Origin of the sequence: Bacillus cereus group sp. MYBK30-2, assembly GCF_051915945.1 — a bacterium.
In the GTDB taxonomy this organism is placed as follows: Bacteria; Bacillota; Bacilli; order Bacillales; family Bacillaceae_G; genus Bacillus_A; species Bacillus_A paramycoides.
In genome coordinates this window covers 1,028,208-1,050,266 of the sequence record NZ_JBQAFR010000002.1, presented here as the reverse complement: position 1 = coordinate 1,050,266, position 22,059 = coordinate 1,028,208, and the positions used below count along the sequence as shown (strand labels likewise).

The following is a 22,059-nucleotide window of genomic DNA, read 5'->3' as shown; positions in this document are numbered from 1 at the left end:
ATAATGGACGAACGTCTCCTTTCAGGGGAATCTGCATATGAAGATGCAGATTTAGAGTATTCATTACGGCCACAGACGCTCCGTCAGTATATTGGCCAAGATAAAGCGAAGCATAATTTAGAAGTTTTTATTGAAGCGGCGAAAATGCGTGAAGAAACGTTAGATCACGTACTTTTATATGGGCCACCTGGACTTGGTAAAACGACGCTTGCGAATATTATTGCCAATGAAATGGGTGTTAACATTCGAACAACGTCAGGTCCCGCAATTGAAAGACCAGGAGATTTAGCGGCTGTATTAACAGCACTTCAGCCTGGGGATGTATTATTTATTGATGAAATTCATCGTTTGCATAGATCTATTGAAGAAGTGTTATACCCAGCGATGGAAGACTTTTGCCTTGATATCGTTATTGGGAAAGGACCGTCAGCTCGATCTGTACGTCTAGACTTACCCCCATTTACGCTAGTTGGGGCAACGACGCGTGCAGGTGCATTATCAGCACCACTTCGTGACCGTTTCGGTGTACTTTCACGATTAGAGTATTATACAGTAGATCAGCTTTCTGCGATTGTAGAACGCACAGCAGAAGTATTCGAAGTGGAGATTGATTCGTTGGCAGCACTAGAAATTGCAAGACGTGCCCGTGGTACACCTCGTATTGCGAATCGTCTATTACGACGTGTACGTGACTTCGCGCAAGTTCGCAGTGACGGAACGATTGCGATGGAAATTACACAAATGGCGTTAGAGCTATTACAAGTAGATAAATTAGGACTTGATCATATTGACCATAAATTACTGCTTGGTATTATTGAAAAGTTCCGCGGTGGTCCAGTTGGATTAGAAACAGTTTCGGCAACGATTGGAGAAGAATCTCATACAATTGAAGATGTGTATGAGCCGTATTTATTACAAATTGGCTTTTTACAACGAACTCCAAGAGGCCGAATCGTAACTCCACTCGCATATGAACATTTCGGAATGGAGATGCCAAAGGTATGACGGAGATGCCAAAGCTGCTTATTACAGCTGGTATTTTACTCATTGTTGTTGGTCTGGCTTGGAAGTTTATTGGAAGGCTTCCAGGCGATATTTTTGTGAAAAAAGGAAACGTTACCTTTTATTTTCCTATCATTACATGTATTGTGTTAAGTATTGTATTATCTTTTGTTATGTATATAATAAATCGATTCAAATAAGAAATAGGTGGATATAGTTATGGATATTAATCTGTTTGATTTTCATTTACCAGAAGAGCTTATTGCACAAATCCCGCTTGAAGAGCGTGAAACATCAAGATTGATGGTGTTAGACCGTGAAACAGGGGATATTGAGCATAAACATTTTACGGACATTCTTTCTTACTTACATGAGGGGGATTGCTTAGTTTTAAATGAAACGAAAGTTATGCCTGCTCGCTTGCACGGTGTGAAAGAAGATACAGGTGCACATATCGAAGTGCTTCTTTTAAAACAAGAGGAAGGCGATAAGTGGGAAACACTTGTCAAGCCAGCGAAGCGTGTAAAAGAAGGTACTGTAATCTCTTTTGGTGAAGGAAAGTTAAAAGCAACTTGTACAGGAACTGCAGATCAAGGTGGGCGTCAACTTGAGTTTTCATATGACGGCATCTTTTATGAAATTTTAGACGAACTTGGAGAAATGCCACTTCCTCCGTATATTAAAGAGACGTTGGAAGATCGCGATCGTTATCAAACGGTATATGCGAAGGAAATTGGTTCAGCAGCAGCACCGACAGCTGGACTTCACTTTACAGAAGAGTTACTCGAGAAATTGAAGCAAAAAGGCGTTCAATTAGCATTTATTACGCTCCATGTAGGACTTGGAACATTTAGACCAGTTTCTGCAGATACTATTGAAGAGCATCATATGCATGCAGAGTATTATCATATGTCTGAAGAGACAGCTGCGTTATTAAACCGTGTGAAAGAGAATGGTGGACGTATTATTACAGTAGGTACGACATCAACTCGTACATTAGAAACGATTGCGACAGATCATGATGGTAAGCTTTGTGCCGCTTCTGGATGGACAGATATTTTTATGTACCCAGGATATGAATTTAAAGCAATTGATGGTTTAATTACAAACTTCCATTTGCCGAAATCAACATTAATTATGCTTGTAAGTGCATTTGCAAATAGAGATAATGTACTTCATGCATATAATGAAGCAGTAAAAGAAAAATATCGTTTCTTTAGCTTTGGTGATGCGATGTTCGTTGCATCTCACGCTAAAATGAGAAACAAATAAAAGGAGTAAATTATGACAGCAATTCGTTATGAATTTATTAAAACTTGTAAACAAACGGGTGCGCGTTTAGGACGTGTGCATACGCCACACGGTTCATTTGATACACCAACATTTATGCCAGTTGGTACACTTGCAACAGTTAAAACGATGTCACCAGAAGAATTAAAAGCAATGGATTCTGGTATTATTTTAAGTAATACGTATCATTTATGGCTACGCCCAGGTCACGAAATTATTCGTGAAGCAGGTGGCTTGCATAAGTTTATGAACTGGGATCGTGCAATCTTAACGGATTCAGGTGGATTCCAAGTATTTAGTTTAAGTGATTTCCGACGTATTGAAGAGGAAGGTGTTCATTTCCGTAATCATTTAAATGGCGATAAATTATTCTTATCTCCAGAAAAGGCGATGGAAATTCAAAATGCATTAGGTTCAGATATCATGATGGCATTTGACGAGTGTCCACCGTTCCCAGCTACTTTTGAATATATGAAAAAGTCTGTAGAGCGTACGAGCCGTTGGGCAGAGCGTTGTCTAAAGGCGCATGAGCGTCCACAAGACCAAGGTTTATTTGGTATTGTACAGGGCGGAGAGTTTGAAGAGCTTCGTCGTCAAAGTGCGAAAGATCTTGTTTCAATGGACTTCCCTGGTTACGCTGTAGGTGGTTTATCTGTTGGAGAGCCGAAAGATATTATGAACCGTGTACTTGAATTTACAACACCACTTCTTCCAGATAATAAGCCACGTTACTTAATGGGAGTAGGTTCTCCTGACTCATTAATTGATGGTGCGATTCGTGGTATTGATATGTTCGACTGCGTACTTCCAACTCGTATTGCCCGAAATGGTACATGTATGACAAGTGAAGGTCGCTTAGTTGTGAAAAACGCGAAATTCGCTAGAGATTTCGGTCCGCTTGATCCAAACTGTGATTGCTACACATGTAAAAATTACTCTCGTGCGTACATTCGTCACTTAATGAAATGTGATGAAACGTTCGGAATTCGTTTAACGTCTTATCACAACCTTCATTTTCTGTTAAACTTAATGGAGCAGGTGAGACAAGCTATTCGTGAAGACCGTCTTGGCGATTTCCGCGAAGAGTTCTTTGAACAGTATGGCTTTAATAAACCGAATGCTAAAAACTTCTAATACATAATTTAAAAGGAGGAACAAAAGATGAATCCAGGTATGATGAATATCATTATGATTGTTGCGATGTTTGCGATTTTCTATTTCTTATTAATTCGCCCGCAGCAAAAGCGTCAAAAAGCAGTAGCTCAAATGCAAAATGAAATCAAAAAAGGTGATGCTATCGTAACAATTGGTGGCTTACATGGTACAATTGAATCAGTAGATGAAACTAAAATTGTTGTTAAATCTGGTGGTTCACACTTAACTTTCGATCGTAATGCGATTCGTGAAGTTGTGAAAAACTAATGATGAAGGCCCTGCATGAAATGTGCAGGGCCTTTTTTAATTATTTTGTTTTGACATATTTACACCGAAAATACCTCCGAGTGTACTCGCACCCATTAATGCCAATTGGTAGAGTAACTGTGAGTTCGATAAAGTTTGAGAGAAGCCTAAATAGTTAACGAGAAAGACGAGAAGAGTGAATGTGAGTCCTGTTGTGAGGCCGACTAACCATCCTTTTCCTTTTGCCTTTTTACCAGCTACAAATCCGGATATGAGAGTAGATAGAAGAGCTAGTATAAAAATGGTAACCGCTAATGTCTCTTCGCCAATATTAGTGAATTTTAATAAAAGAGCCATAATCATACTTGTAATAGATGCGAGGATTAATAGGGTGATAATACCAAAGCCAATTGCAGTTGATAATTTTTTCGTTCCATCCATTATGCATTCCCCCTTTTTAATACAAGCATATTTTCATTTTGTTTAAGTTAGACTAGTTTCTTTTTTGTGGGGGAACCTATAAGTAAAAAAGGAGATGTAGAAATGGAATGGATATCAATAATTGGACGAACAATGCTGTTGTATATAATCATTTTAATTATTTTTCGTCTTATGGGTAAACGTGAAATTGGAGAATTAAGTGTATTAGATTTAGTTGTATTCATTATGCTCGGTGAAATGGCTGTAGTGGCAATTGAAAATACAGATAAGTCACTTTGGCATCAATTAGTTCCAATGACTTTTCTTATGTGTATACAAATCATTTTGTCAGTCATTTCATTAAAGTTTCAACGTTTTCGGCATTTAATAGAAGGGGAGCCGGCTATCCTTGTAAATGCAGGTAAAATTGATGAAAAAAAGATGCGGAAGCAGCGGTATAGCATAGATGATTTAATGATGCAACTACGGGAGCAAGGAGTCGGAGATGTACGTGATGTAGAATACGCTATTTTAGAACCAACTGGGAGGTTATCTGTCTTTCAAAAACAAAAAAGTAAAAAGAGTAAAAATGATACACCAATTTTTACACTCCCACTAATTATTGATGGAGAAATTCAATACAATCATTTGCAAATGATTGAGCATACAGATGAATGGCTCGTTGAAAAATTGAATAACTTAGGTTATAAAGATGTGAAACAGATTTTATATTGTAGTTTTCAAAATGGACAATTTTTTGTTGATTTGAAAGAGAATTAGAGGCTTACCATTTTGAATGGTAAGCCCGATTGGTGCGGGCTAATAATCAGTGGGGGATGCCCCCACTGATTAAAGTTTCACTTTACTTCAAAAATGAAAGTTTACGAATGATAGGGAGCCGACTTAATTCTTCTTTTCGGATGAGTTTGAAAACGAAAAGGAGAACGATATAAACGATTGTTGTTAAGGTGATCTCCCATAATGTTTGTACGCCAAGTGAATGAGAAAAAACGATATGCTTATGAAGATAAAAACCGAAGGTACCAGCAATCCCGATAGCAATCCCGCCGAAAATATAGTCTTTTGCATAAATGGTAAATGTAATTTTCTTTAAAACAGTGGCGTAGTGAAGGAATGTTACCGTCACGATATTTGCTGCGATGGCGAGAGCAACCCCCATCATTTGGAACTCTGGGCGTGAAGCGAGTACAAAGATAACGATTAATTTTACGATAGCACCAATAAATGTGTTCATCATAGCAGCGCGTGCTAAGTTTAAAGCTTGCAACACAGATGTAAGGGGACTTTGAAAATAATGAAATAAAAAGCAAGGTGCAAGAAGCTGGATGAACGCCGTCGCGTTGTCTGAGCCGTACATGAGAGTTAAAACAGGAGAAGCAAATACATATAATATAACGACTGACCATCCGCCGGTTATTAATGAAATTCGAAGTGCTTGTTGTAATCGGTGTTCAACTAATTTGTGTTGTCTCTTTGCCATTGCCTCGCTAATTGATGGGACGAGTGCTGTAGAAAGAGCGTATGTAATAAAGGCTGGCAGTGATAGAAGCGGGAACGCATAACCGTTTAACATACCGTATTGCTGAGTTGCGACAGAAGCAGCAACGCCGGCGACCGCTAAGCTTTGCATAACGACGATAGGTTCAAAGAAATAAGAAATGGAACCGATCAAGCGGCTTCCTGTAGTTGGGAGTGCAATGTCCATAAGGGAATAAAATGTATTTTTGCTCTCCTTTACAGTAGTGAAAAATCCAGAGCGTATAGATAAATGTTTTTCGCGTTGGAATAAAGTAAGTAAAAATAATAAAGATGCAACTTCGCCAAGAACAGCTGATAGCATGGCGCCGGCTGCAGCATATTCTACGCCATAAGGTAAAAATAAACGAATGCATACAGCGATAATTGTAATGCGGACCACTTGTTCTAAAACTTGGGCATAAGCACTCGGTTTCATATTTTGTTTCCCTTGGAAGTAACCACGTAAAACAGAAGAAACTGCAATAACAGGGACGACAGGTAAAATAGCCATTAATGGATAGTATGTTCTTTCATCTGTTAATAATGTTTTTGCTAAAATAGGTGTGAGTAGCATAATCGCAATTGTTAAAACGATACTAATAACGGATGTAACTGCTAGCGAGACAGTTAATATTTTTTTAACTCTTTGTTTATCGTTCACTGCTTCCGCTTCTGCTACAAATTTTGCAATCGCAACAGGAAGGCCGATTTGTGTTAATGTAATTGCTAAAATGAAGGTGGGGACAGCCATCATATAAAGGCCAACGCCTTCTTCTCCTAAAATACGTGCCATTACAATGCGGTTAATAAACCCAAGGATTTTTGTAATAAAGCCAGCTATCATTAAAATAAAAGCACCTTTTAAAAAGCTTTGTTTCGTCATGGTCTTCTCCTACCTTCTCAAAATCAATGGAATGATTTACAATAATTTATATGCACGTATGAGACAAGAATGACAAGCATTTAAGAGAGTGGAGTATGATAATGCTCTTGAAAGTAGTTATTGCTGTCCATTAGAGCGGGATTAAAAGCGACTTTTCGTGCTGAAATAAGAAGGAGATGTTATATATGTTGGATAAAGAGGCTTTGGTAGAATCATACCGCGGACAGTTACAAGTCGTTTTAGAAAGTAAAGTAGAAGAGTTTCAAATGTTTGGTTACGACCGAGTGACAGATAATGATATTTGGAAGTTTCTCAAGGTGAAAAAGTGGAAAAAGATAGACAGTGATGTTAGATTATATGAATTAGTAAATGATGTATTAAGAGTAAGTACTAATGAATATATGAATTATTTAACTGTTGAAGCATATCAAGCGCCACTTTGGTCGTTTGATGAATATGAAAATAAATAACCGACTGCAATTGGTTTGTTCTTCCTTTTGCAGTATAATGATAGGTATTGATAAAGAGGAAATAATTATGTCTAAGATTATATATAAAGGAGGTAGTGAAGAGAAAAAATAATGAAAGTGTAGGTATTACGTAGGTCTTACCGACACAGCTAGTGATGACCTAGCAAGAAACACATGTATTTTACAGAAAGGAAGTCTACTAACTAGACAAGCATATAGGTATAGAGATTTGCTTATTGCAAGTGAATCAAGTGATGTATGGAATCTGTTAGTAGCAGAAAGAGGGTACATATGGCAAAGCGTGGTACAAGAATTGCCGCCTTTTTCCTCATCGTTTTATTAATTGGTGGAGTAATTGGTGCGGCAGGAAAAGACATAGCAAAAGGAATTAGTCTAGGACTAGACCTTCGCGGTGGTTTTGAAATTCTGTATGAAGTAAAACCAGCCAAAAAAGGTGATAAAATCGATCATAATGCACTTGTAAGTACAGTAGGTGCTCTTGAGAATCGTGTCAATGTTCTCGGTGTAAGTGAGCCGAACATTCAAATCGAAGGAGAAAATCGAATCCGTGTCCAGCTTGCTGGTGTACAAGATCAGCAAAAAGCGCGTGAAATGTTATCAACACAAGCGAAATTAACATTCCGTGATGTGAATGACAATCTTCTTATGGACGGAACGGATTTAAAAGGCGGCGGAGCGAAGCAAACATTTGATGATAAAGGTCGTCCAAGTGTTGGACTTACGTTAAAAAGCGCTGAAAAATTCCGTGAAGTAACTGAAAAGATTTCAAAAATGCCACCACCAACGAATTTAATGGTAATCTGGCTTGATTTTGAAGAAGGAAAAGATTCATATAAAGCAGAATCTGCAAAACCGAATCCGAAGTTTTTATCAGCAGCAACAGTAGATCAAGTATTTAATCAAGCTGAAGTATCTATCGTAGGTGGAAACTTCACAGTTGAAAGTGCGAAAGAACTGTCATCTTTATTAAATGCAGGGGCACTTCCTGTTGATTTAAAAGAAATGTATTCAACATCTGTTGGAGCGAAATTTGGTCAACAAGCATTAGAGCAAACGATTTTCGCTAGTGCGATCGGTATTGCTATTATCTTCCTATTTATGCTTGTATTCTACCGTCTGCCAGGACTTGTAGCGGTTATTATGTTAGGTTTATACATTTTCGTTACGTTACTAGTCTTTAACTGGATGCATGCAGTTCTTACGTTGCCAGGTATTGCGGCATTAGTGCTCGGGGTTGGTATCGCAGTTGATGCGAATATCATTACGTACGAGAGGTTAAAGGAAGAGCTGAAAATTGGTAAGTCGATGATGTCAGCATTTCGTGCTGGTAACCATCGTTCATTAGCGACAATATTAGATGCGAACATTACAACAATTGCAGCAGCAGGTGTTTTATTCGCTTACGGTAATAGCTCTGTAAAAGGTTTCGCAACAAGTTTAATCGTAAGTATTTTAGTTGGTTTTATTACGAATGTATTCGGTACTCGTTTCTTACTAGGTTTACTTGTAAAGAGCCGTTACTTCGATAAAAAGCCATCTTACTTTGGTGTTAAGGAAAAGGATATTATTCCATTAACAAAAGGTGTAGTACATCCACCGACGAAATTTGATCGTATTAACTTCGTAAATATCGGTCATAAATTCTTCTTATTCTCAATTGTAGTTGTAATTGCTGGGGCAATTATATTACCGATCTTCAAAATGAACCTTGGAATTGACTTTGCAAGTGGTACACGTATTGACTTGCAATCAAAACAAGCACTTACTGTGTCCGACGTTCATAAAGATTTCAACGAACTGAAGATTGATGTGAAGGAAGAAAATATTGTACCGACTGGAAATGACAATAAAGGTTTCGCAGTTCGTACATTAGGTGTTCTATCAAAAGATGAAATTGCGAAAACAAAAACATTCTTCCACGATAAATATGGTACAGATCCAAACGTAAGTACAGTTTCGCCGACAATAGGGAAAGAAATTGCGCGAAATGCATTTATCGCAGTATTAATTGCTTCTGCAGTAATCGTTTTATACGTAAGTATTCGTTTCCGCCTTACGTACGCAGTATCTGCAGTAATCGCATTATTACACGATGCATTCGTTATGATTGTTATATTTAGTCTTTTCCAAATAGAGGTAGACTTAACGTTTATCGCTGCTGTGTTAACAATTATCGGTTATTCTATCAATGACTCAATCGTTACGTTCGATAGAAACCGTGAGTTATACAAACAGAAAAAACGAGTTCGTGATATAAAAGATTTAGAAGAAATCGTAAACGCAAGTATTCGTCAAACAATTGGTCGCTCAATTAATACAGTATTAACAGTGTTGTTCCCAGTAATTGCACTACTTATTTTCGGTAGTGAATCACTGCGTAACTTCTCACTTGCGTTATTAATTGGATTAGTTGTAGGTACGTACTCTTCTATTTTCGTTGCTTCTCAAATTTGGTTAATGCTTGAAAACCGTCGTTTGAAAAAGGGTAAAGGAAATAAAAAAGTAGAAAAACCAGTAACTGAACCGCAAGTGTAAAAATGAAAATATATATAAAGATGATGTCCTTTTATGGGGCATCTCTTTTTTCGTTTCTGGATACAATAATGTAGCGTCTTTTAAAAAAGAACAAATGGAAGAAAGTGGTGGAGAGGTCTTTAGTTTTGTTATAATAAAGTGAAACTTTAATCAGTGGGGGGTCATCCCCCACTGATTATTAGTTGAACCAATCGGGCTTTTACGGGCAGTTGATCTCCCACCTAACTTCCTCGTATTTGCCGGATTTTGAGGTGGGAGTCTTACTGCCCGTTAAAGCGGGATAAAACGATAGGTTAAGAAAAGAAGGGATTTTAATTATGGAAAAAGATGAACGTTTTAAACAGGCCGAGTTTGGTGCTATTGTCGGAATCGTTGGTAATATTATATTAGCGATTGTAAAAGCGGTAATTGGTTACATTGGAAACAGTAAGGCACTTTTAGCGGATGCGGTGCATTCTGGATCGGATGTAATTGGCTCGTTAGCTGTACTTTTTGGATTGCGAGCGGCGAAGCAACCGCCTGATGAAGATCATCCGTACGGTCACGGTAAAGCGGAATCGATTTCAGCGATTATTGTTGCGGTATTATTATTTATTGTTGGACTGGAGATAGCGATCTCGTCTATAAAAGCTTTTTCGCAAGAATTAGAACCACCAAAAGGAATTACGATTTTTGCTGTCGTTCTTTCGATTGTAGTCAAAGAAGGAATGTTTCAGTATAAATTCCGATTAGGAAAACGTATAAATAGTGATGCAATTATCGCAAATGCATATGAGCATCGTTCTGATGTGTTTTCTTCAATTGCAGCTTTAATCGGCATTTGTGCAGCTATTATCGGCGGTAAGTTAGGTATAGATTGGCTTGTATATGCTGATCCTATTGCAGGATTATTTGTTTCACTTCTCGTTGCGAAGATGGCGTGGGATATTGGAGCGGAAGCTATTCATGCAACGCTCGATCATGTTCGTCATGAAGAAGATGTTGTTCCGCTTAGAGAGGCAGTTCTTCAAGTGGAAGGTGTGAAAAAAATCGGATCTTTATATGCGAGGGAACATGGTCATTATGTAATTGTTGATATTAAAGTATCTGTAGATCCTTATATCACTGTAGAAGAAGGACATCGCATTGGAAAACATGTAAAAGAAGTACTTATGAAACAAGATAACGTACAAAATGTTTTTGTACATATTAATCCGTATTCTCCAAATTGAGTATAGTAGATATTTGATTATGCAGATATCCACTCGTTATTTGCATTATATTGTCACCCCTTAATCTGTCTTGTATAATGGATAGGTTAAGGGGTGATTTCGTGTTACAACCGAAAACGCGTTGGAAAGAAAAAGAATATAATGAGGAACCAGTGAGTGAATTAGCAAGTAAATTACAATTATCACCTTTAGTGACTTCATTATTCCTAGGTAGAGGCTTAAATACAGAAGACAAGATTGTAGACTTTTTAAATACAGCAGATCAAGAATTTCACGATCCATTTTTACTTGAAGGGATGGATCGGACTGTAGAACGTGTGAAAAAAGCTATTGAAAATGGAGAACAAATATTAATATTTGGTGATTATGATGCGGACGGAGTAAGTAGTACGACTGTGTTATATCTTGCTCTTCAAGAATTAGGTGCAGATGTTGAGTTTTATATTCCAAATCGTTTTACTGAAGGTTATGGGCCAAATGAAGAAGCATTCCGTTGGGCGCACAGTGCAGGGTTCTCGCTAATTATTACTGTTGATACTGGTATCGCAGCGGTACATGAAGCGAAGGTAGCGAAGGAACTTGGAATAGATCTTATTATTACAGATCACCATGAGCCACCACCAGAATTACCAGAAGCACTTGCGATTATTCATCCGAAATTAGAGGGCGGTGTTTATCCGTTTCATTATTTAGCGGGTGTTGGTGTTGCATTTAAAGTTGCACATGCACTTTTAGGTCGTGTGCCGGAGCATTTGTTGGAAATTGCAGTAATCGGTACGGTAGCCGATTTAGTATCACTTCACGGTGAAAATAGATTGCTAGTACAGCGTGGACTGAAGCATATGCGAATGACGCGAAATATCGGTTTAAAGGCGTTATTTAAAGTTGCTAACGTTTCGCAAAGTGAAATTACAGAAGAAAGTATTGGCTTCTCGCTCGCGCCGCGTATTAATGCCGTTGGACGTTTAGAAGATGCAGCACCTGCTGTTCACCTTTTATTATCGGACGATCCAGAGGAAGCGAAAGAGCTAGCTGAAGAGATTGATGAGCTGAACAAACTTCGAAAAGATATTGTAAAGCAAATTACAGAAGAAGCTATCGCTGAAGTCGAAAATAAATTCCCGCCAGAAGAAAATAAAGTATTAGTTCTTGCGAAAGAAGGTTGGAATCCAGGGGTAATTGGAATAGTCGCTTCTAAGTTAGTTGAACGTTTTTACCGTCCAACGATTGTATTAAGTATTGATCCTCATAAAGAAACAGCAAAGGGATCAGCTCGTAGTATTGCAGGGTTTGATTTGTTTGCAAACCTTTCAGATTGCCGTGAACTGTTACCGCATTTCGGAGGCCATCCGATGGCGGCGGGAATGACGCTTCATATGAATGATGTGGATGAATTAAGAAGGCGATTAAATGAGCAAGCAGATGTAATTTTAACAGAAGAAGATTTTATTCCGATTACAGCAGTGGATGCATTTTGTAAAGTAGAGGATGTAACGCTTGCCGCGATTGAGGATATGCAAAAGTTAGCGCCATTTGGCGTAGGAAATCCGAAACCACGTATTGCGGTGAAAAACGCTGACTTAGAAAGTATTCGTGCAATCGGATCTGATGGATCTCATTTGAAAATGGCTCTTCGTGATGGACAAGCAACACTGGACACAATTGGATTTGGATTCGGTGCTTATGCGAAAGAAATCTCTCCGGTTGCGAAGGTTTCTGTAGTAGGAGAAGCGTCCATTAATGAATGGAATAACTTTAAAAAGCCGCAATTAATGGTGCAAGATATTGCTGTAGAGGCATGGCAATTATTTGACTGGCGTAGTATGCGTAATGTAGAAGCGAATTTAGCAGAACTTCCGAAAGAAAAAATAATAATGGTGTATTTTTCTGAAGAGGTATTGAATAAATTTGCTTTAGAAGACTATAAAGAACAGCTCGTGCATGCATCAGAGGTAAGTCATTTAGATGATCAATACATTGTGTTACTTGATTTACCGAAAGGAACAGATGAATTACGTGATTTATTTAAGTCAGGATTCCCTGCCCGGATTTATACACTATTGTATCAAGAGAATAATCATTTATTTAGTACAGTCCCAACGAGGGAACACTTTAAATGGTACTATTCTTTCTTGAACCAAAAAGCTCCATTTTCTTTAAGGCAATATGGGGAACAATTGTGTCGTCATAAAGGTTGGTCAAAAGATACAGTAAATTTCATGACACAGGTGTTTTTTGAGTTAGAATTTGTTACAATAAAAGACGGTGTCATTTTTATGGCAGACAAAAAACAAAAGCGTGATTTAATTGAATCGAACACATATCGTGAGAAAATGAACCACTTACAATTAGAGAAAGAATTGGTTTATAGCACATATCAGCAACTATATACATGGTTTGAAACGATTCGTAATCATAAATAAGTAGAACAGTTATGGTAAAGGATTTGTATTTACAAGCCTTTTATATCTGAGGAGGATTCAGAAATATGGATTTCAAGCAACATATCGCAATTGTACCAGATTATCCGAAAGAAGGTATTGTGTTCAAAGACATTACACCTTTAATGAACGATGGAAAAGCATACAAAGCAGCAACAGATGAAATCGTTGCTTATGCAAAAAAAAGAGACATTGATGTTGTAGTAGGACCAGAAGCACGTGGTTTTATTATCGGTTGCCCAGTTTCTTATGCATTAGAAGTAGGTTTCGCACCAGTTCGTAAATTAGGAAAATTACCACGTGAAGTAATTACAGTTGACTACGGTAAAGAATATGGAACAGATGTTTTAACAATCCATAAAGATGCAATTAAGCCAGGTCAACGTGTATTAATTACAGATGACCTATTAGCTACAGGTGGAACGATCGAAGCGACAATTAAACTAGTTGAAGAACTTGGCGGAGTTGTAGCAGGAATTGCATTCTTAGTAGAGCTTACTTACTTAGATGGTCGTAAAATGTTAGATGGTTACGATGTATTAGTATTAGAAAAATACTAATCATTATATAGGTGAAACTACGGTGATAAAAAGTACCCGTGAATCTCTTGGAGAGGAGCGGGTACTTTTGTATAATTGCACAAAAAATATGGTGAAATGTCAGTAAAATCTTTTCCTTTTCACAATTCACAATCATTGGGTTATAATGATAGAATATAATTTATTCTATTCAATAAAGATAAAGTCAATTTTCAATAAAAGGTGATTCGATGGCAAATGAGCAAGTACTAACAGCTGAACAGGTACTCGAGAAAGCAAGTCAATATTTAGCGGATGAAGATATTGAGCTAGTGGCACGTGCCTATGAATATGCGCGTGATGCACATAGCGAACAATATAGAAAATCGGGTGAACCATATATTATTCACCCAATTCAAGTTGCAGGTATTTTAGTTGATTTACACATGGATCCATCTACAGTATCGGCAGGTTTCTTGCATGATGTAGTGGAAGATACAGAAATTACATTAGAAGATATTGAACGGGAATTTAATAAAGAAATCGCTATGCTTGTCGATGGTGTTACAAAGCTTGGAAAGATTAAATATAAATCCCATGAACAGCAACAAGCAGAAAACCATCGCAAAATGTTTATTGCAATGGCTCAAGATATTCGAGTTATTTTAATTAAACTAGCTGATCGTCTTCATAACATGCGTACATTGAAACATTTGCCTCAAGAGAAGCAGCGTCGCATTGCAAATGAAACGTTAGAAATCTTTGCACCTTTAGCACATAGACTCGGAATTAGTACTATTAAATGGGAGCTAGAGGATACGTCACTTCGCTATTTAAACCCGCAGCAATATTATCGTATTGTGAATTTAATGAAGCGTAAACGTGCAGAGCGTGAAGAATATTTAGATGAAGTAATGACTGGCATTCGTGAGAAATTAAAAGAAGTTGCAATTCAACCTGAGATTTCTGGAAGACCAAAGCATATTTACAGTATTTATCGTAAAATGGCACTGCAAAATAAGCAATTTAATGAAATTTATGATTTATTAGCTGTACGTGTCGTTGTAAATAGTATTAAAGATTGTTATGCGGTACTTGGAATTATTCATACGTGCTGGAAGCCAATGCCAGGTCGTTTTAAAGATTATATTGCAATGCCGAAAGCAAATCTATATCAATCTCTTCATACGACTGTAATTGGGCCGAAAGGTGATCCACTTGAAGTGCAAATTCGTACGAAAGAAATGCACGAAATTGCAGAATTCGGGATTGCGGCACATTGGGCGTATAAAGAAGGAAAAACAGCAGAAACAACGGGTACATTGGAGAAGAAACTAACATGGTTCCGTCAAATATTAGAATGGCAAAATGAAGCTTCTAATGCAGAAGAGTTTATGGAATCATTAAAAATTGATTTGTTCTCTGATATGGTATTTGTCTTTACACCGAAAGGCGATGTTATGGAATTACCTCTTGGCTCTGTCCCAATTGATTTTGCGTATCGTGTCCATTCGGAAATTGGAAACAAAACAATTGGTGCAAAGGTAAATGGGAAAATGGTGACGCTTGATTATAAGCTAAAAACGGGTGACATCATTGAAATTTTGACATCGAAACATTCGTATGGCCCAAGTCAAGATTGGGTAAAGCTTGCTCAAACATCTCATGCGAAAAATAAAATACGTCAATTCTTTAAGAAACAACGTAGAGATGAAAATATTGAAAAAGGCCGTGAGCTTGTTGAAAAAGAAGTGCGTGGCTTAGAGTATGAGATGAAAGAAGTATTAGCGCTTGATAATTTAAAACGTGTTGCTGAGAAGTTTAACTTTGCAAATGAAGAAGATATGTTTGCAGCAGTTGGATATAACGGAATTACAGCTGCACAAATTGTTACGCGATTAACGGACAAGTTCCGTAAGCAACGTGAAGAAGAAGAAATCGTTGAAGTTAAAGAAGTTCGTAAACCGATGAAAATTCGAAAATGGGATTCTGGTGTAAAGGTAAGCGGTGCTGATAATTTATTAATTCGTTTATCGAAATGCTGTAACCCAGTTCCGGGCGATGATATCGTTGGGTATATTACGAAAGGCCGAGGCGTATCGATTCACCGTCGTGATTGCGTTAATGTGCATACAGAAGAAGCGGTAGAGCGTTTATTAGAAGTAGAGTGGGAAGGTAGCCCTGAAAAAGAGATTGAATACAATGTTGATATTGAAATTTCAGGCTATGATCGTCGTGGTTTATTAAATGAAGTATTACAAGCTGTTACAGAAACGAAAACGTATATTTCAGCCGTTTCCGGTAGAAGTGACCGTAATAAGATGGCGACGATTAACATGTCGATTTCGATTCGTAACTTACAACACTTGAAAAAAGTAGTGGAGCGCATTAAACGTGTTCCGGAAATTTATGCAGTACGACGCATGATGCATTAATAGGGAGTGTAGAAAAGATGAGAGTTGTTTTACAACGATCAAAGGAAGCGTCTGTCACAGTAGATGGTGAGATTGTAGGACAAATTCCATTCGGTGTAACATTACTAGTTGGCATTACGCATGAAGATACAGAAAAAGATGCAACTTATATTGCAGAAAAAATTGCAAACCTACGCATTTTTGAAGATGAGAGCGGAAAGATGAACCACTCTGTACTTGATGTGAAGGGACAAGTTCTATCTATTTCGCAATTTACATTATACGGAGATTGCCGTAAAGGAAGACGTCCAAACTTTATGGATGCTGCGAAACCTGACTATGCAGAGCGTTTATATGATTTCTTTAATGAAGAAGTTCGTAAACAAGGGCTGCATGTCGAAACAGGGAAGTTCGGAGCGATGATGGACGTTTCTTTAATCAATGATGGTCCGGTGACCTTAATTGTGGAAAGTAAATAGTGTTGCCCGAGAAGAGAGGATTATATAATCCTCTCTTTTTCATACATTGTTGTATGTTTTGTTGATTTATCATAGGATGATTGTGAAGGGGAATAAAAGTAGAAGAAGGTGTATCATGATTCAAGAATTCAATATAGCTTTGCGCTTTATGTTAGAGTTATGCATTCTTGGGAGTATTGGGTACTGGGGATTTCGTAAAGGAGAAATACCGGCTGTAAAACTTATGCTTTCTGTAATTCTTCCGGTTGTTGTGGCTGTTATATGGGGGCTATTTGGAGCGCCCAATGCAGAGTGGGAACTTCATGGCACTCTACACGTTCTATTAGAGATTACCGTTTTTGGATTAGGCGTTGCAGCATTGTATCATTTGAAGCATCCTATGCTGGCGAGTGGATTAGCTATTGTTATTATTGTTAATCGAATTCTAATGTTTGTTTGGAATCAATAGCTGTTTCAGTTATGTATAACTATCTCATCAATATGGAACAATAAAAAGTAAAACATCCATATTGAATGTGAGGGATATACGTATGCGTATGAATGAAAAAGGACATTCTGTTACAAATGGTGCAAATCAACTGTTTAACGTGAATTTTCATGATTTTATTTCAAAAGAGCAAAACAATACTTCAATGGAACTCGCTTCTGAGTTCGGAATTTCACTACAAGATGTAAAGCGTCTAAAGAAGCAAATTGAACGCTCCTAGAGCACTTGACAATCCTACGCAACAAACGTATAGTAATTTTATATTTACATATGAATATAGCCGTTGATAGAGAAGAGTAAATGAGACACACATGGAAAGAGAAGAAATGTCCTAGGCTGAAAACATTTCTACATGATGACTGATTGAATGACACTCTGTAGGTTTCAACTCGAAAGGTGTATATGCTTAGTAGAGATGAACGCAAATTTAAGCGTTATTAAAAAAGTGGAAGCATACGTGCTTCAATTAGGGTGGCACCACGGGTATAATACTCTCGTCCCTACTGTTCAAACAGTAGAGGCGGGAGTTTTTTTATTTTTATTAAGATTAAAACAATTTGAGGAGGAACTGAATATGTCTATTCAAATCCCACGCGGAACGCAAGATATTCTTCCAGGTAGTGTAGAGTTATGGCAGTACATCGAAGGGCAAGCGCGCGAAATTTGCCGTCGTTACAATTATAAAGAAATTCGTACACCGATTTTTGAACACACAGAGCTATTTTTACGCGGTGTAGGTGATACGACAGATATCGTACAAAAAGAAATGTATTCATTCCAAGACCGTGGAAAGCGTAGTTTAACATTACGTCCAGAAGGTACTGCACCTGTTGTACGTTCTTATGTTGAAAACAAAATGTTCGGTGATGCAACACAACCAACGAAATTATACTATATCGGTCAAATGTTCCGTTACGAAAGACCACAAGCAGGTCGCTATCGTCAATTCGTACAATTCGGTATTGAAGCAATCGGCAGTAACGATCCTGCAATTGATGCAGAAGTAATTGCACTTGCTGTAGAGTTTTACCGCGGCATGGGCTTAAAAAATATTAAAGTTGTATTAAACAGCTTAGGTGATGCAGCGAGCCGTCAAGCACACCGTGATGCGTTAATTGCTCACTTTGAGCCGCGCATCGGAGAATTCTGTTCTGATTGCCAATCTCGTTTAGAAAAGAATCCACTTCGTATTTTAGACTGTAAGAAGGACCGTAATCATGAATTAATGGCTACGGCACCATCTATTACAGAATACTTAAACGAAGATTCAGCAGTATACTACGACAAAGTTCAAGAACTATTAACGATGATGGATGTACCATTTGAAAAAGATCCGAACTTAGTACGTGGTTTAGACTACTATCAACACACTGTTTTTGAAATTATGAGTGAGGCAGAAGGTTTCGGTGCTATCACAACATTAAGTGGCGGTGGCCGTTATAACGGACTTGTGCAAGAAATTGGTGGGCCGGAGATGCCGGGTATCGGTTTTGCGATGAGTATTGAGCGTTTAATTATGGCACTGAAAGCTGAAAATATTGAGTTGCCAATTGAACATAGTATTGATTGTTACGTTGTAGCGCTTGGTGAAAAAGCGAAAGACCATGCTGCGAAAATTGCGTTTGATCTTCGTAAAGCTGGATTATCAGTTGAAAAAGATTATTTAGATCGCAAAATGAAAGCACAATTTAAATCAGCAGATCGTTTAAATGCAAAATATGTAGCTGTATTAGGGGAAGATGAGCTAGATAAAGGCATCATTAACTTAAAAGATATGGCAACTGGCGGACAAGAAGAAGTAGCGTTAGATGTATTTGCTTCATATGTAGCAGAGAAATTAATATAGGGGGAACTTACAGTGGCTGAAAGAACACATGCATGTGGAAAAGTAACAGTAGAAGCGGTTGGACAAACAGTTCAATTAAAAGGTTGGGTACAAAAACGCCGTGACTTAGGTGGATTAATCTTTATTGACTTACGTGACCGTACAGGTATCGTGCAAGTTGTATTTAACCCAGAAACATCAAAAGAAGCGCTAGAAGTAGCAGAAACGATTCGTAGCGAATACGTATTACACGTAGAAGGTACAGTTGTGGAACGTGGTGAAGGTGCAATTAATGACAATATGGCAACTGGCCGTATTGAAGTACAAGCAACGAAAGTAAACGTATTAAATGCAGCGAAAACAACGCCAATCATTATTGCTGATGATACAGATGCATCAGAAGATGTGCGTTTAAAATATCGTTACTTAGACTTACGTCGTCCTGTAATGTTCAACACATTCAAAATGCGTCATGACGTAACGAAAACAATTCGTAACTTCTTAGATACAGAAGAGTTCTTAGAAGTTGAAACACCAATTTTAACGAAGAGCACACCAGAAGGGGCACGTGACTATTTAGTACCAAGCCGTGTGCATGACGGTGAATTTTATGCATTACCTCAATCACCACAGCTATTTAAACAGCTTCTTATGGTCGGTGGATTTGAGCGTTACTATCAAGTAGCACGTTGTTTCCGTGATGAAGATTTACGTGCGGATCGTCAACCGGAATTCACACAAATCGATATCGAGGCATCATTCTTAACACAAGATGAAATTTTAGAAATGATGGAGCGTATGATGACGAAAGTCATGAAAGATGCAAAAGGTGTAGAAGTTAGTGCACCATTCCCTCGTATGAAATATGCTGATGCAATGGCTCGCTTTGGATCTGATAAGCCGGATACACGCTTTGAGATGGAACTAACCGACCTATCTGAATTTGCAGCAGGTTGTGGATTTAAAGTATTTACAAGTGCTGTAGAAAGCGGCGGACAAGTAAAAGCAATTAACGCAAAAGGTGCAGCGAGCAAATACTCTCGTAAAGACATCGATGCATTAACTGAATTCGCAAAAGTATACGGTGCAAAAGGTCTAGCTTGGCTTAAAGTTGAAGAAGATGGCTTAAAAGGACCGATTGCGAAATTCTTCGGTGAAGAAGATGCAAATGCGTTAATGAGTACATTAGAAGCTAATGCTGGCGACTTATTACTATTCGTAGCAGATAAGAAGAGCGTAGTTGCAGATAGCTTAGGTGCACTTCGTTTACGTCTAGGTAAAGAACTTGAGTTAATTGACGAAAGTAAATTTAACTTCCTATGGGTAACTGATTGGCCACTTCTTGAGTACGATGAAGATGCAGATCGTTACTTCGCAGCTCACCATCCATTCACAATGCCATTCCGTGAAGATGTTGAACTACTAGAAACAGCACCAGAAAAAGCGCGTGCACAAGCATATGACCTTGTATTAAACGGTTATGAGCTTGGTGGTGGATCACTTCGTATTTACGAGCGTGACGTACAAGAGAAAATGTTCAAAGCGCTTGGATTCTCACAAGAAGAAGCGCAAGAGCAATTCGGATTCTTATTAGAAGCATTCGAATACGGTACACCACCACACGGCGGAATCGCATTAGGTTTAGACCGTCTTGTTATGTTACTTGCAGGTCGTACAAACCTTCGTGATACAATTGCATTCCCGAAAACAGCAAGCGCAAGCTGTCTATTAACAGAAGCTCCAAGCCCAGTTGCAGAAGCTCAGCTTGAAGAGTTAAACTTAAAATTGAGCTTGAAAGAAGAGAAGTAAGAATGAAGTCTAGATGGTTATACTATAGCCGTCTAGACTTTTTTTGAGAGGTTGTTTAAAAAGTCCGGTTTAGATAACGGTCGCATCTCATCGTTGCTTCGCCAGTCCGGTGCTCGAGTAGTAGAAGCTACACTGCGCTCCTCCTGGCTTCAGCGCCTCGATTAGCTCGGTTCTCTAAATCCTCCTTTTTAAACGTATATTGAAGAGGAAGTTTAAAAAGTCCGGTTTACAAGGTGCTTTCATTTTTGAAATATGTATTTTTAGGAATTCTATAACTTTTTCTATACAAATAGTCGGAAAAACGCTAGAATACATGGTAGACCATTTTTGTAATAGGAGTGTAGAGCTGAATGTTACATCAATTTTCACGTAATGAATTAGCCTTCGGAAAAGAGGGCCTTGAAATATTAAAAAATAGTACAGTCGGTATTTTAGGAATTGGCGGAGTAGGGTCATTTTCGGCAGAAGCGTTAGCGCGTTCTGGCGTAGGACGTCTTGTATTGGTTGATAAAGACGTTGTAGATATTACAAACGTAAACCGTCAAATTCACGCTTTAGTATCTACTGTAGGACGTTCAAAAGTAGAATTAATGAAAGAGCGTATTGCAGACATTAATCCGGAATGTGAAGTAATTGGACTAGAAATGTTTTATACAGATGAAACATATGAAGAGTTCTTTAAACACGGTTTAGATTTCGTAGTAGATGCATCTGATACGATTACGTTCAAAATTCATTTAATTAAACAATGTTTACGTCGTAAAATTAAAATTATCTCATGTATGGGTGCGGCAAATAAAATGGACCCAACTCGTTTCCGTATTGCGGACATTTCTAAAACACACACAGATCCAATTGCGAAAGTAATTCGTACGAAGCTTCGTAAAGACGGTATTAAAAAGGGTGTAAAAGTTGTCTTCTCTGACGAAAACCCAATCGTAATTCGTGAAGAGGTACGTAAAGAAATCGTACCAGACGAAAATGCAAAAATTCGTAAAGCGAAATTACCACCTTCTTCAAATGCGTTCGTACCATCTGTGGCTGGTTTAATTATGGCGAGTCATGTTGTACGTGAATGTATTAAAAACGTAGAAGTGAAGCGTGTAGGGCAAGAATAAAAAACAAAAGCGCATATTCCATGAGGAGTATGCGCTTTTTAATTTGTATAAAAAATTTTTAAAAAATATCCATATTGGTAATGCGATAGCTTCAAAAGCAGTTAAAAATAATAGATAATTATCGCATTTGTCTGACTTGTATGAGGAAGTCTTTTTTAAGCTTCTAATAGTGAAAAATCTTAAAAGTAAGACAAGA

General features: G+C 37.9%; 20 protein-coding genes and 1 other annotated feature. Of the genes, 18 read left to right on the top strand and 2 right to left on the bottom strand.

Going from position 1 to position 22,059, the window contains the following annotated elements; all coding sequences use genetic code 11:
* Positions 1-3: 3 nt before the first annotated feature.
* From ruvB to yajC, 5 genes are read left to right on the top strand one after another with little or no spacing between them, the layout of a single operon-like run.
* Entirely contained in the window at positions 4-1,005 is a 1,002-nt protein-coding gene (gene ruvB, locus ACTFQM_RS17050) for a Holliday junction branch migration DNA helicase RuvB (RefSeq protein ID WP_002173593.1), read from the top strand.
* Entirely contained in the window at positions 1,002-1,202 is a 201-nt protein-coding gene (locus tag ACTFQM_RS17045) for a DUF2905 domain-containing protein (protein WP_002173592.1), read from the top strand. The genes ruvB and ACTFQM_RS17045 overlap by 4 nt, the downstream gene beginning before the upstream one ends.
* Positions 1,203-1,221: 19 nt before the next feature.
* On the top strand, positions 1,222-2,274 hold the full coding sequence (gene queA / locus ACTFQM_RS17040; protein ID WP_002173591.1) for a tRNA preQ1(34) S-adenosylmethionine ribosyltransferase-isomerase QueA: 1,053 nt from the start codon (positions 1,222-1,224) through the stop codon (positions 2,272-2,274).
* A 12-nt stretch (positions 2,275-2,286) separates the two neighbouring features.
* A complete protein-coding gene (gene tgt, locus ACTFQM_RS17035; RefSeq protein WP_000125362.1) occupies positions 2,287-3,426 on the top strand; it encodes a tRNA guanosine(34) transglycosylase Tgt in 1,140 nt (379 codons plus the stop codon).
* A gap of 27 nt (positions 3,427-3,453) precedes the next feature.
* Positions 3,454-3,714 carry a preprotein translocase subunit YajC gene (gene yajC, locus ACTFQM_RS17030; RefSeq protein ID WP_002173590.1) on the top strand — a complete coding sequence of 87 codons (261 nt, stop codon included), beginning with the start codon at positions 3,454-3,456 and terminating at the stop codon, positions 3,712-3,714.
* Between the two features lie 36 nt (positions 3,715-3,750).
* Here the strand turns inward: yajC and ACTFQM_RS17025 are convergent, their stop codons facing one another.
* Positions 3,751-4,134 (bottom strand): TIGR04086 family membrane protein, encoded by a 384-nt coding sequence (locus ACTFQM_RS17025; RefSeq protein ID WP_048372353.1) that lies wholly within the window; start codon positions 4,132-4,134, stop codon positions 3,751-3,753.
* 102 nt (positions 4,135-4,236) lie between these two features.
* On the opposite strand from ACTFQM_RS17025, the gene ACTFQM_RS17020 reads away from it, so the two are divergent.
* The gene (locus tag ACTFQM_RS17020; RefSeq protein WP_440035314.1) at positions 4,237-4,893 is read left to right on the top strand and encodes a DUF421 domain-containing protein; all 657 of its coding nucleotides are present in this window, start codon (positions 4,237-4,239) and stop codon (positions 4,891-4,893) included.
* 82 nt (positions 4,894-4,975) lie between these two features.
* Here ACTFQM_RS17020 and spoVB read toward each other — a convergent pair whose 3' ends face one another.
* Positions 4,976-6,535: a stage V sporulation protein B gene (gene spoVB, locus ACTFQM_RS17015; RefSeq protein WP_071718552.1), complete on the bottom strand. Its 1,560-nt coding sequence runs from the start codon at positions 6,533-6,535 to the stop codon at positions 4,976-4,978.
* 185 nt (positions 6,536-6,720) lie between these two features.
* Between spoVB and ACTFQM_RS17010 the strand changes: the two genes are divergently transcribed.
* The 12 genes from ACTFQM_RS17010 to ACTFQM_RS16955 all read left to right on the top strand — a co-directional run bounded on the left by ACTFQM_RS17010 (position 6,721) and on the right by ACTFQM_RS16955 (position 21,863).
* Positions 6,721-7,005 carry a post-transcriptional regulator gene (locus ACTFQM_RS17010; protein ID WP_002173586.1) on the top strand — a complete coding sequence of 95 codons (285 nt, stop codon included), beginning with the start codon at positions 6,721-6,723 and terminating at the stop codon, positions 7,003-7,005.
* Positions 7,006-7,296: 291 nt separating this feature from the next.
* Positions 7,297-9,561, top strand: a complete 2,265-nt coding sequence (secDF, locus tag ACTFQM_RS17005) for a protein translocase subunit SecDF (RefSeq protein ID WP_440035312.1) — start codon at positions 7,297-7,299, stop codon at positions 9,559-9,561.
* Between the two features lie 317 nt (positions 9,562-9,878).
* The gene (locus ACTFQM_RS17000) at positions 9,879-10,772 is read left to right on the top strand and encodes a cation diffusion facilitator family transporter (protein ID WP_440035309.1); all 894 of its coding nucleotides are present in this window, start codon (positions 9,879-9,881) and stop codon (positions 10,770-10,772) included.
* Between the two features lie 101 nt (positions 10,773-10,873).
* Positions 10,874-13,195 carry a single-stranded-DNA-specific exonuclease RecJ gene (gene recJ, locus ACTFQM_RS16995; protein ID WP_440035308.1) on the top strand — a complete coding sequence of 774 codons (2,322 nt, stop codon included), beginning with the start codon at positions 10,874-10,876 and terminating at the stop codon, positions 13,193-13,195.
* A 65-nt stretch (positions 13,196-13,260) separates the two neighbouring features.
* A complete protein-coding gene (locus tag ACTFQM_RS16990) occupies positions 13,261-13,773 on the top strand; it encodes an adenine phosphoribosyltransferase (RefSeq protein WP_002173582.1) in 513 nt (170 codons plus the stop codon).
* A gap of 209 nt (positions 13,774-13,982) precedes the next feature.
* Positions 13,983-16,166 carry a GTP diphosphokinase gene (gene relA / locus ACTFQM_RS16985; protein WP_002173581.1) on the top strand — a complete coding sequence of 728 codons (2,184 nt, stop codon included), beginning with the start codon at positions 13,983-13,985 and terminating at the stop codon, positions 16,164-16,166.
* Between the two features lie 17 nt (positions 16,167-16,183).
* Positions 16,184-16,624: a D-tyrosyl-tRNA(Tyr) deacylase gene (locus ACTFQM_RS16980; RefSeq protein ID WP_440035306.1), complete on the top strand. Its 441-nt coding sequence runs from the start codon at positions 16,184-16,186 to the stop codon at positions 16,622-16,624.
* 115 nt (positions 16,625-16,739) lie between these two features.
* Positions 16,740-17,072 (top strand): YrdB family protein, encoded by a 333-nt coding sequence (locus tag ACTFQM_RS16975; protein WP_002173579.1) that lies wholly within the window; start codon positions 16,740-16,742, stop codon positions 17,070-17,072.
* An 82-nt stretch (positions 17,073-17,154) separates the two neighbouring features.
* Positions 17,155-17,331 carry a hypothetical protein gene (locus ACTFQM_RS16970; protein ID WP_001242605.1) on the top strand — a complete coding sequence of 59 codons (177 nt, stop codon included), beginning with the start codon at positions 17,155-17,157 and terminating at the stop codon, positions 17,329-17,331.
* 54 nt (positions 17,332-17,385) lie between these two features.
* Positions 17,386-17,616 (top strand) — a binding site (T-box leader).
* Between the two features lie 69 nt (positions 17,617-17,685).
* The gene (gene hisS / locus ACTFQM_RS16965; RefSeq protein WP_440035304.1) at positions 17,686-18,957 is read left to right on the top strand and encodes a histidine--tRNA ligase; all 1,272 of its coding nucleotides are present in this window, start codon (positions 17,686-17,688) and stop codon (positions 18,955-18,957) included.
* A gap of 12 nt (positions 18,958-18,969) precedes the next feature.
* On the top strand, positions 18,970-20,745 hold the full coding sequence (aspS, locus tag ACTFQM_RS16960) for an aspartate--tRNA ligase (RefSeq protein ID WP_440035302.1): 1,776 nt from the start codon (positions 18,970-18,972) through the stop codon (positions 20,743-20,745).
* Between the two features lie 350 nt (positions 20,746-21,095).
* A complete protein-coding gene (locus ACTFQM_RS16955; RefSeq protein WP_440035299.1) occupies positions 21,096-21,863 on the top strand; it encodes a tRNA threonylcarbamoyladenosine dehydratase in 768 nt (255 codons plus the stop codon).
* Positions 21,864-22,059: the final 196 nt, after the last annotated feature.

Bases quoted from the DNA above. Each gene is read 5' to 3' on its own strand.
- ruvB (WP_002173593.1), top strand. From the start codon at position 4: ATGGACGAACGTCTCCTTTCAGGGGAATCTGCATATGAAGATGCAGAT.
- ACTFQM_RS17045 (WP_002173592.1), top strand. From the start codon at position 1,002: ATGACGGAGATGCCAAAGCTGCTTATTACAGCTGGTATTTTACTCATT.
- queA (WP_002173591.1), top strand. From the start codon at position 1,222: ATGGATATTAATCTGTTTGATTTTCATTTACCAGAAGAGCTTATTGCA.
- tgt (WP_000125362.1), top strand. From the start codon at position 2,287: ATGACAGCAATTCGTTATGAATTTATTAAAACTTGTAAACAAACGGGT.
- yajC (WP_002173590.1), top strand. From the start codon at position 3,454: ATGAATCCAGGTATGATGAATATCATTATGATTGTTGCGATGTTTGCG.
- ACTFQM_RS17025 (WP_048372353.1), bottom strand. From the start codon at position 4,134: ATGGATGGAACGAAAAAATTATCAACTGCAATTGGCTTTGGTATTATC.
- ACTFQM_RS17020 (WP_440035314.1), top strand. From the start codon at position 4,237: ATGGAATGGATATCAATAATTGGACGAACAATGCTGTTGTATATAATC.
- spoVB (WP_071718552.1), bottom strand. From the start codon at position 6,535: ATGACGAAACAAAGCTTTTTAAAAGGTGCTTTTATTTTAATGATAGCT.
- ACTFQM_RS17010 (WP_002173586.1), top strand. From the start codon at position 6,721: ATGTTGGATAAAGAGGCTTTGGTAGAATCATACCGCGGACAGTTACAA.
- secDF (WP_440035312.1), top strand. From the start codon at position 7,297: ATGGCAAAGCGTGGTACAAGAATTGCCGCCTTTTTCCTCATCGTTTTA.
- ACTFQM_RS17000 (WP_440035309.1), top strand. From the start codon at position 9,879: ATGGAAAAAGATGAACGTTTTAAACAGGCCGAGTTTGGTGCTATTGTC.
- ACTFQM_RS16990 (WP_002173582.1), top strand. From the start codon at position 13,261: ATGGATTTCAAGCAACATATCGCAATTGTACCAGATTATCCGAAAGAA.
- relA (WP_002173581.1), top strand. From the start codon at position 13,983: ATGGCAAATGAGCAAGTACTAACAGCTGAACAGGTACTCGAGAAAGCA.
- ACTFQM_RS16980 (WP_440035306.1), top strand. From the start codon at position 16,184: ATGAGAGTTGTTTTACAACGATCAAAGGAAGCGTCTGTCACAGTAGAT.
- ACTFQM_RS16975 (WP_002173579.1), top strand. From the start codon at position 16,740: ATGATTCAAGAATTCAATATAGCTTTGCGCTTTATGTTAGAGTTATGC.
- ACTFQM_RS16970 (WP_001242605.1), top strand. From the start codon at position 17,155: ATGCGTATGAATGAAAAAGGACATTCTGTTACAAATGGTGCAAATCAA.
- hisS (WP_440035304.1), top strand. From the start codon at position 17,686: ATGTCTATTCAAATCCCACGCGGAACGCAAGATATTCTTCCAGGTAGT.
- ACTFQM_RS16955 (WP_440035299.1), top strand. From the start codon at position 21,096: ATGTTACATCAATTTTCACGTAATGAATTAGCCTTCGGAAAAGAGGGC.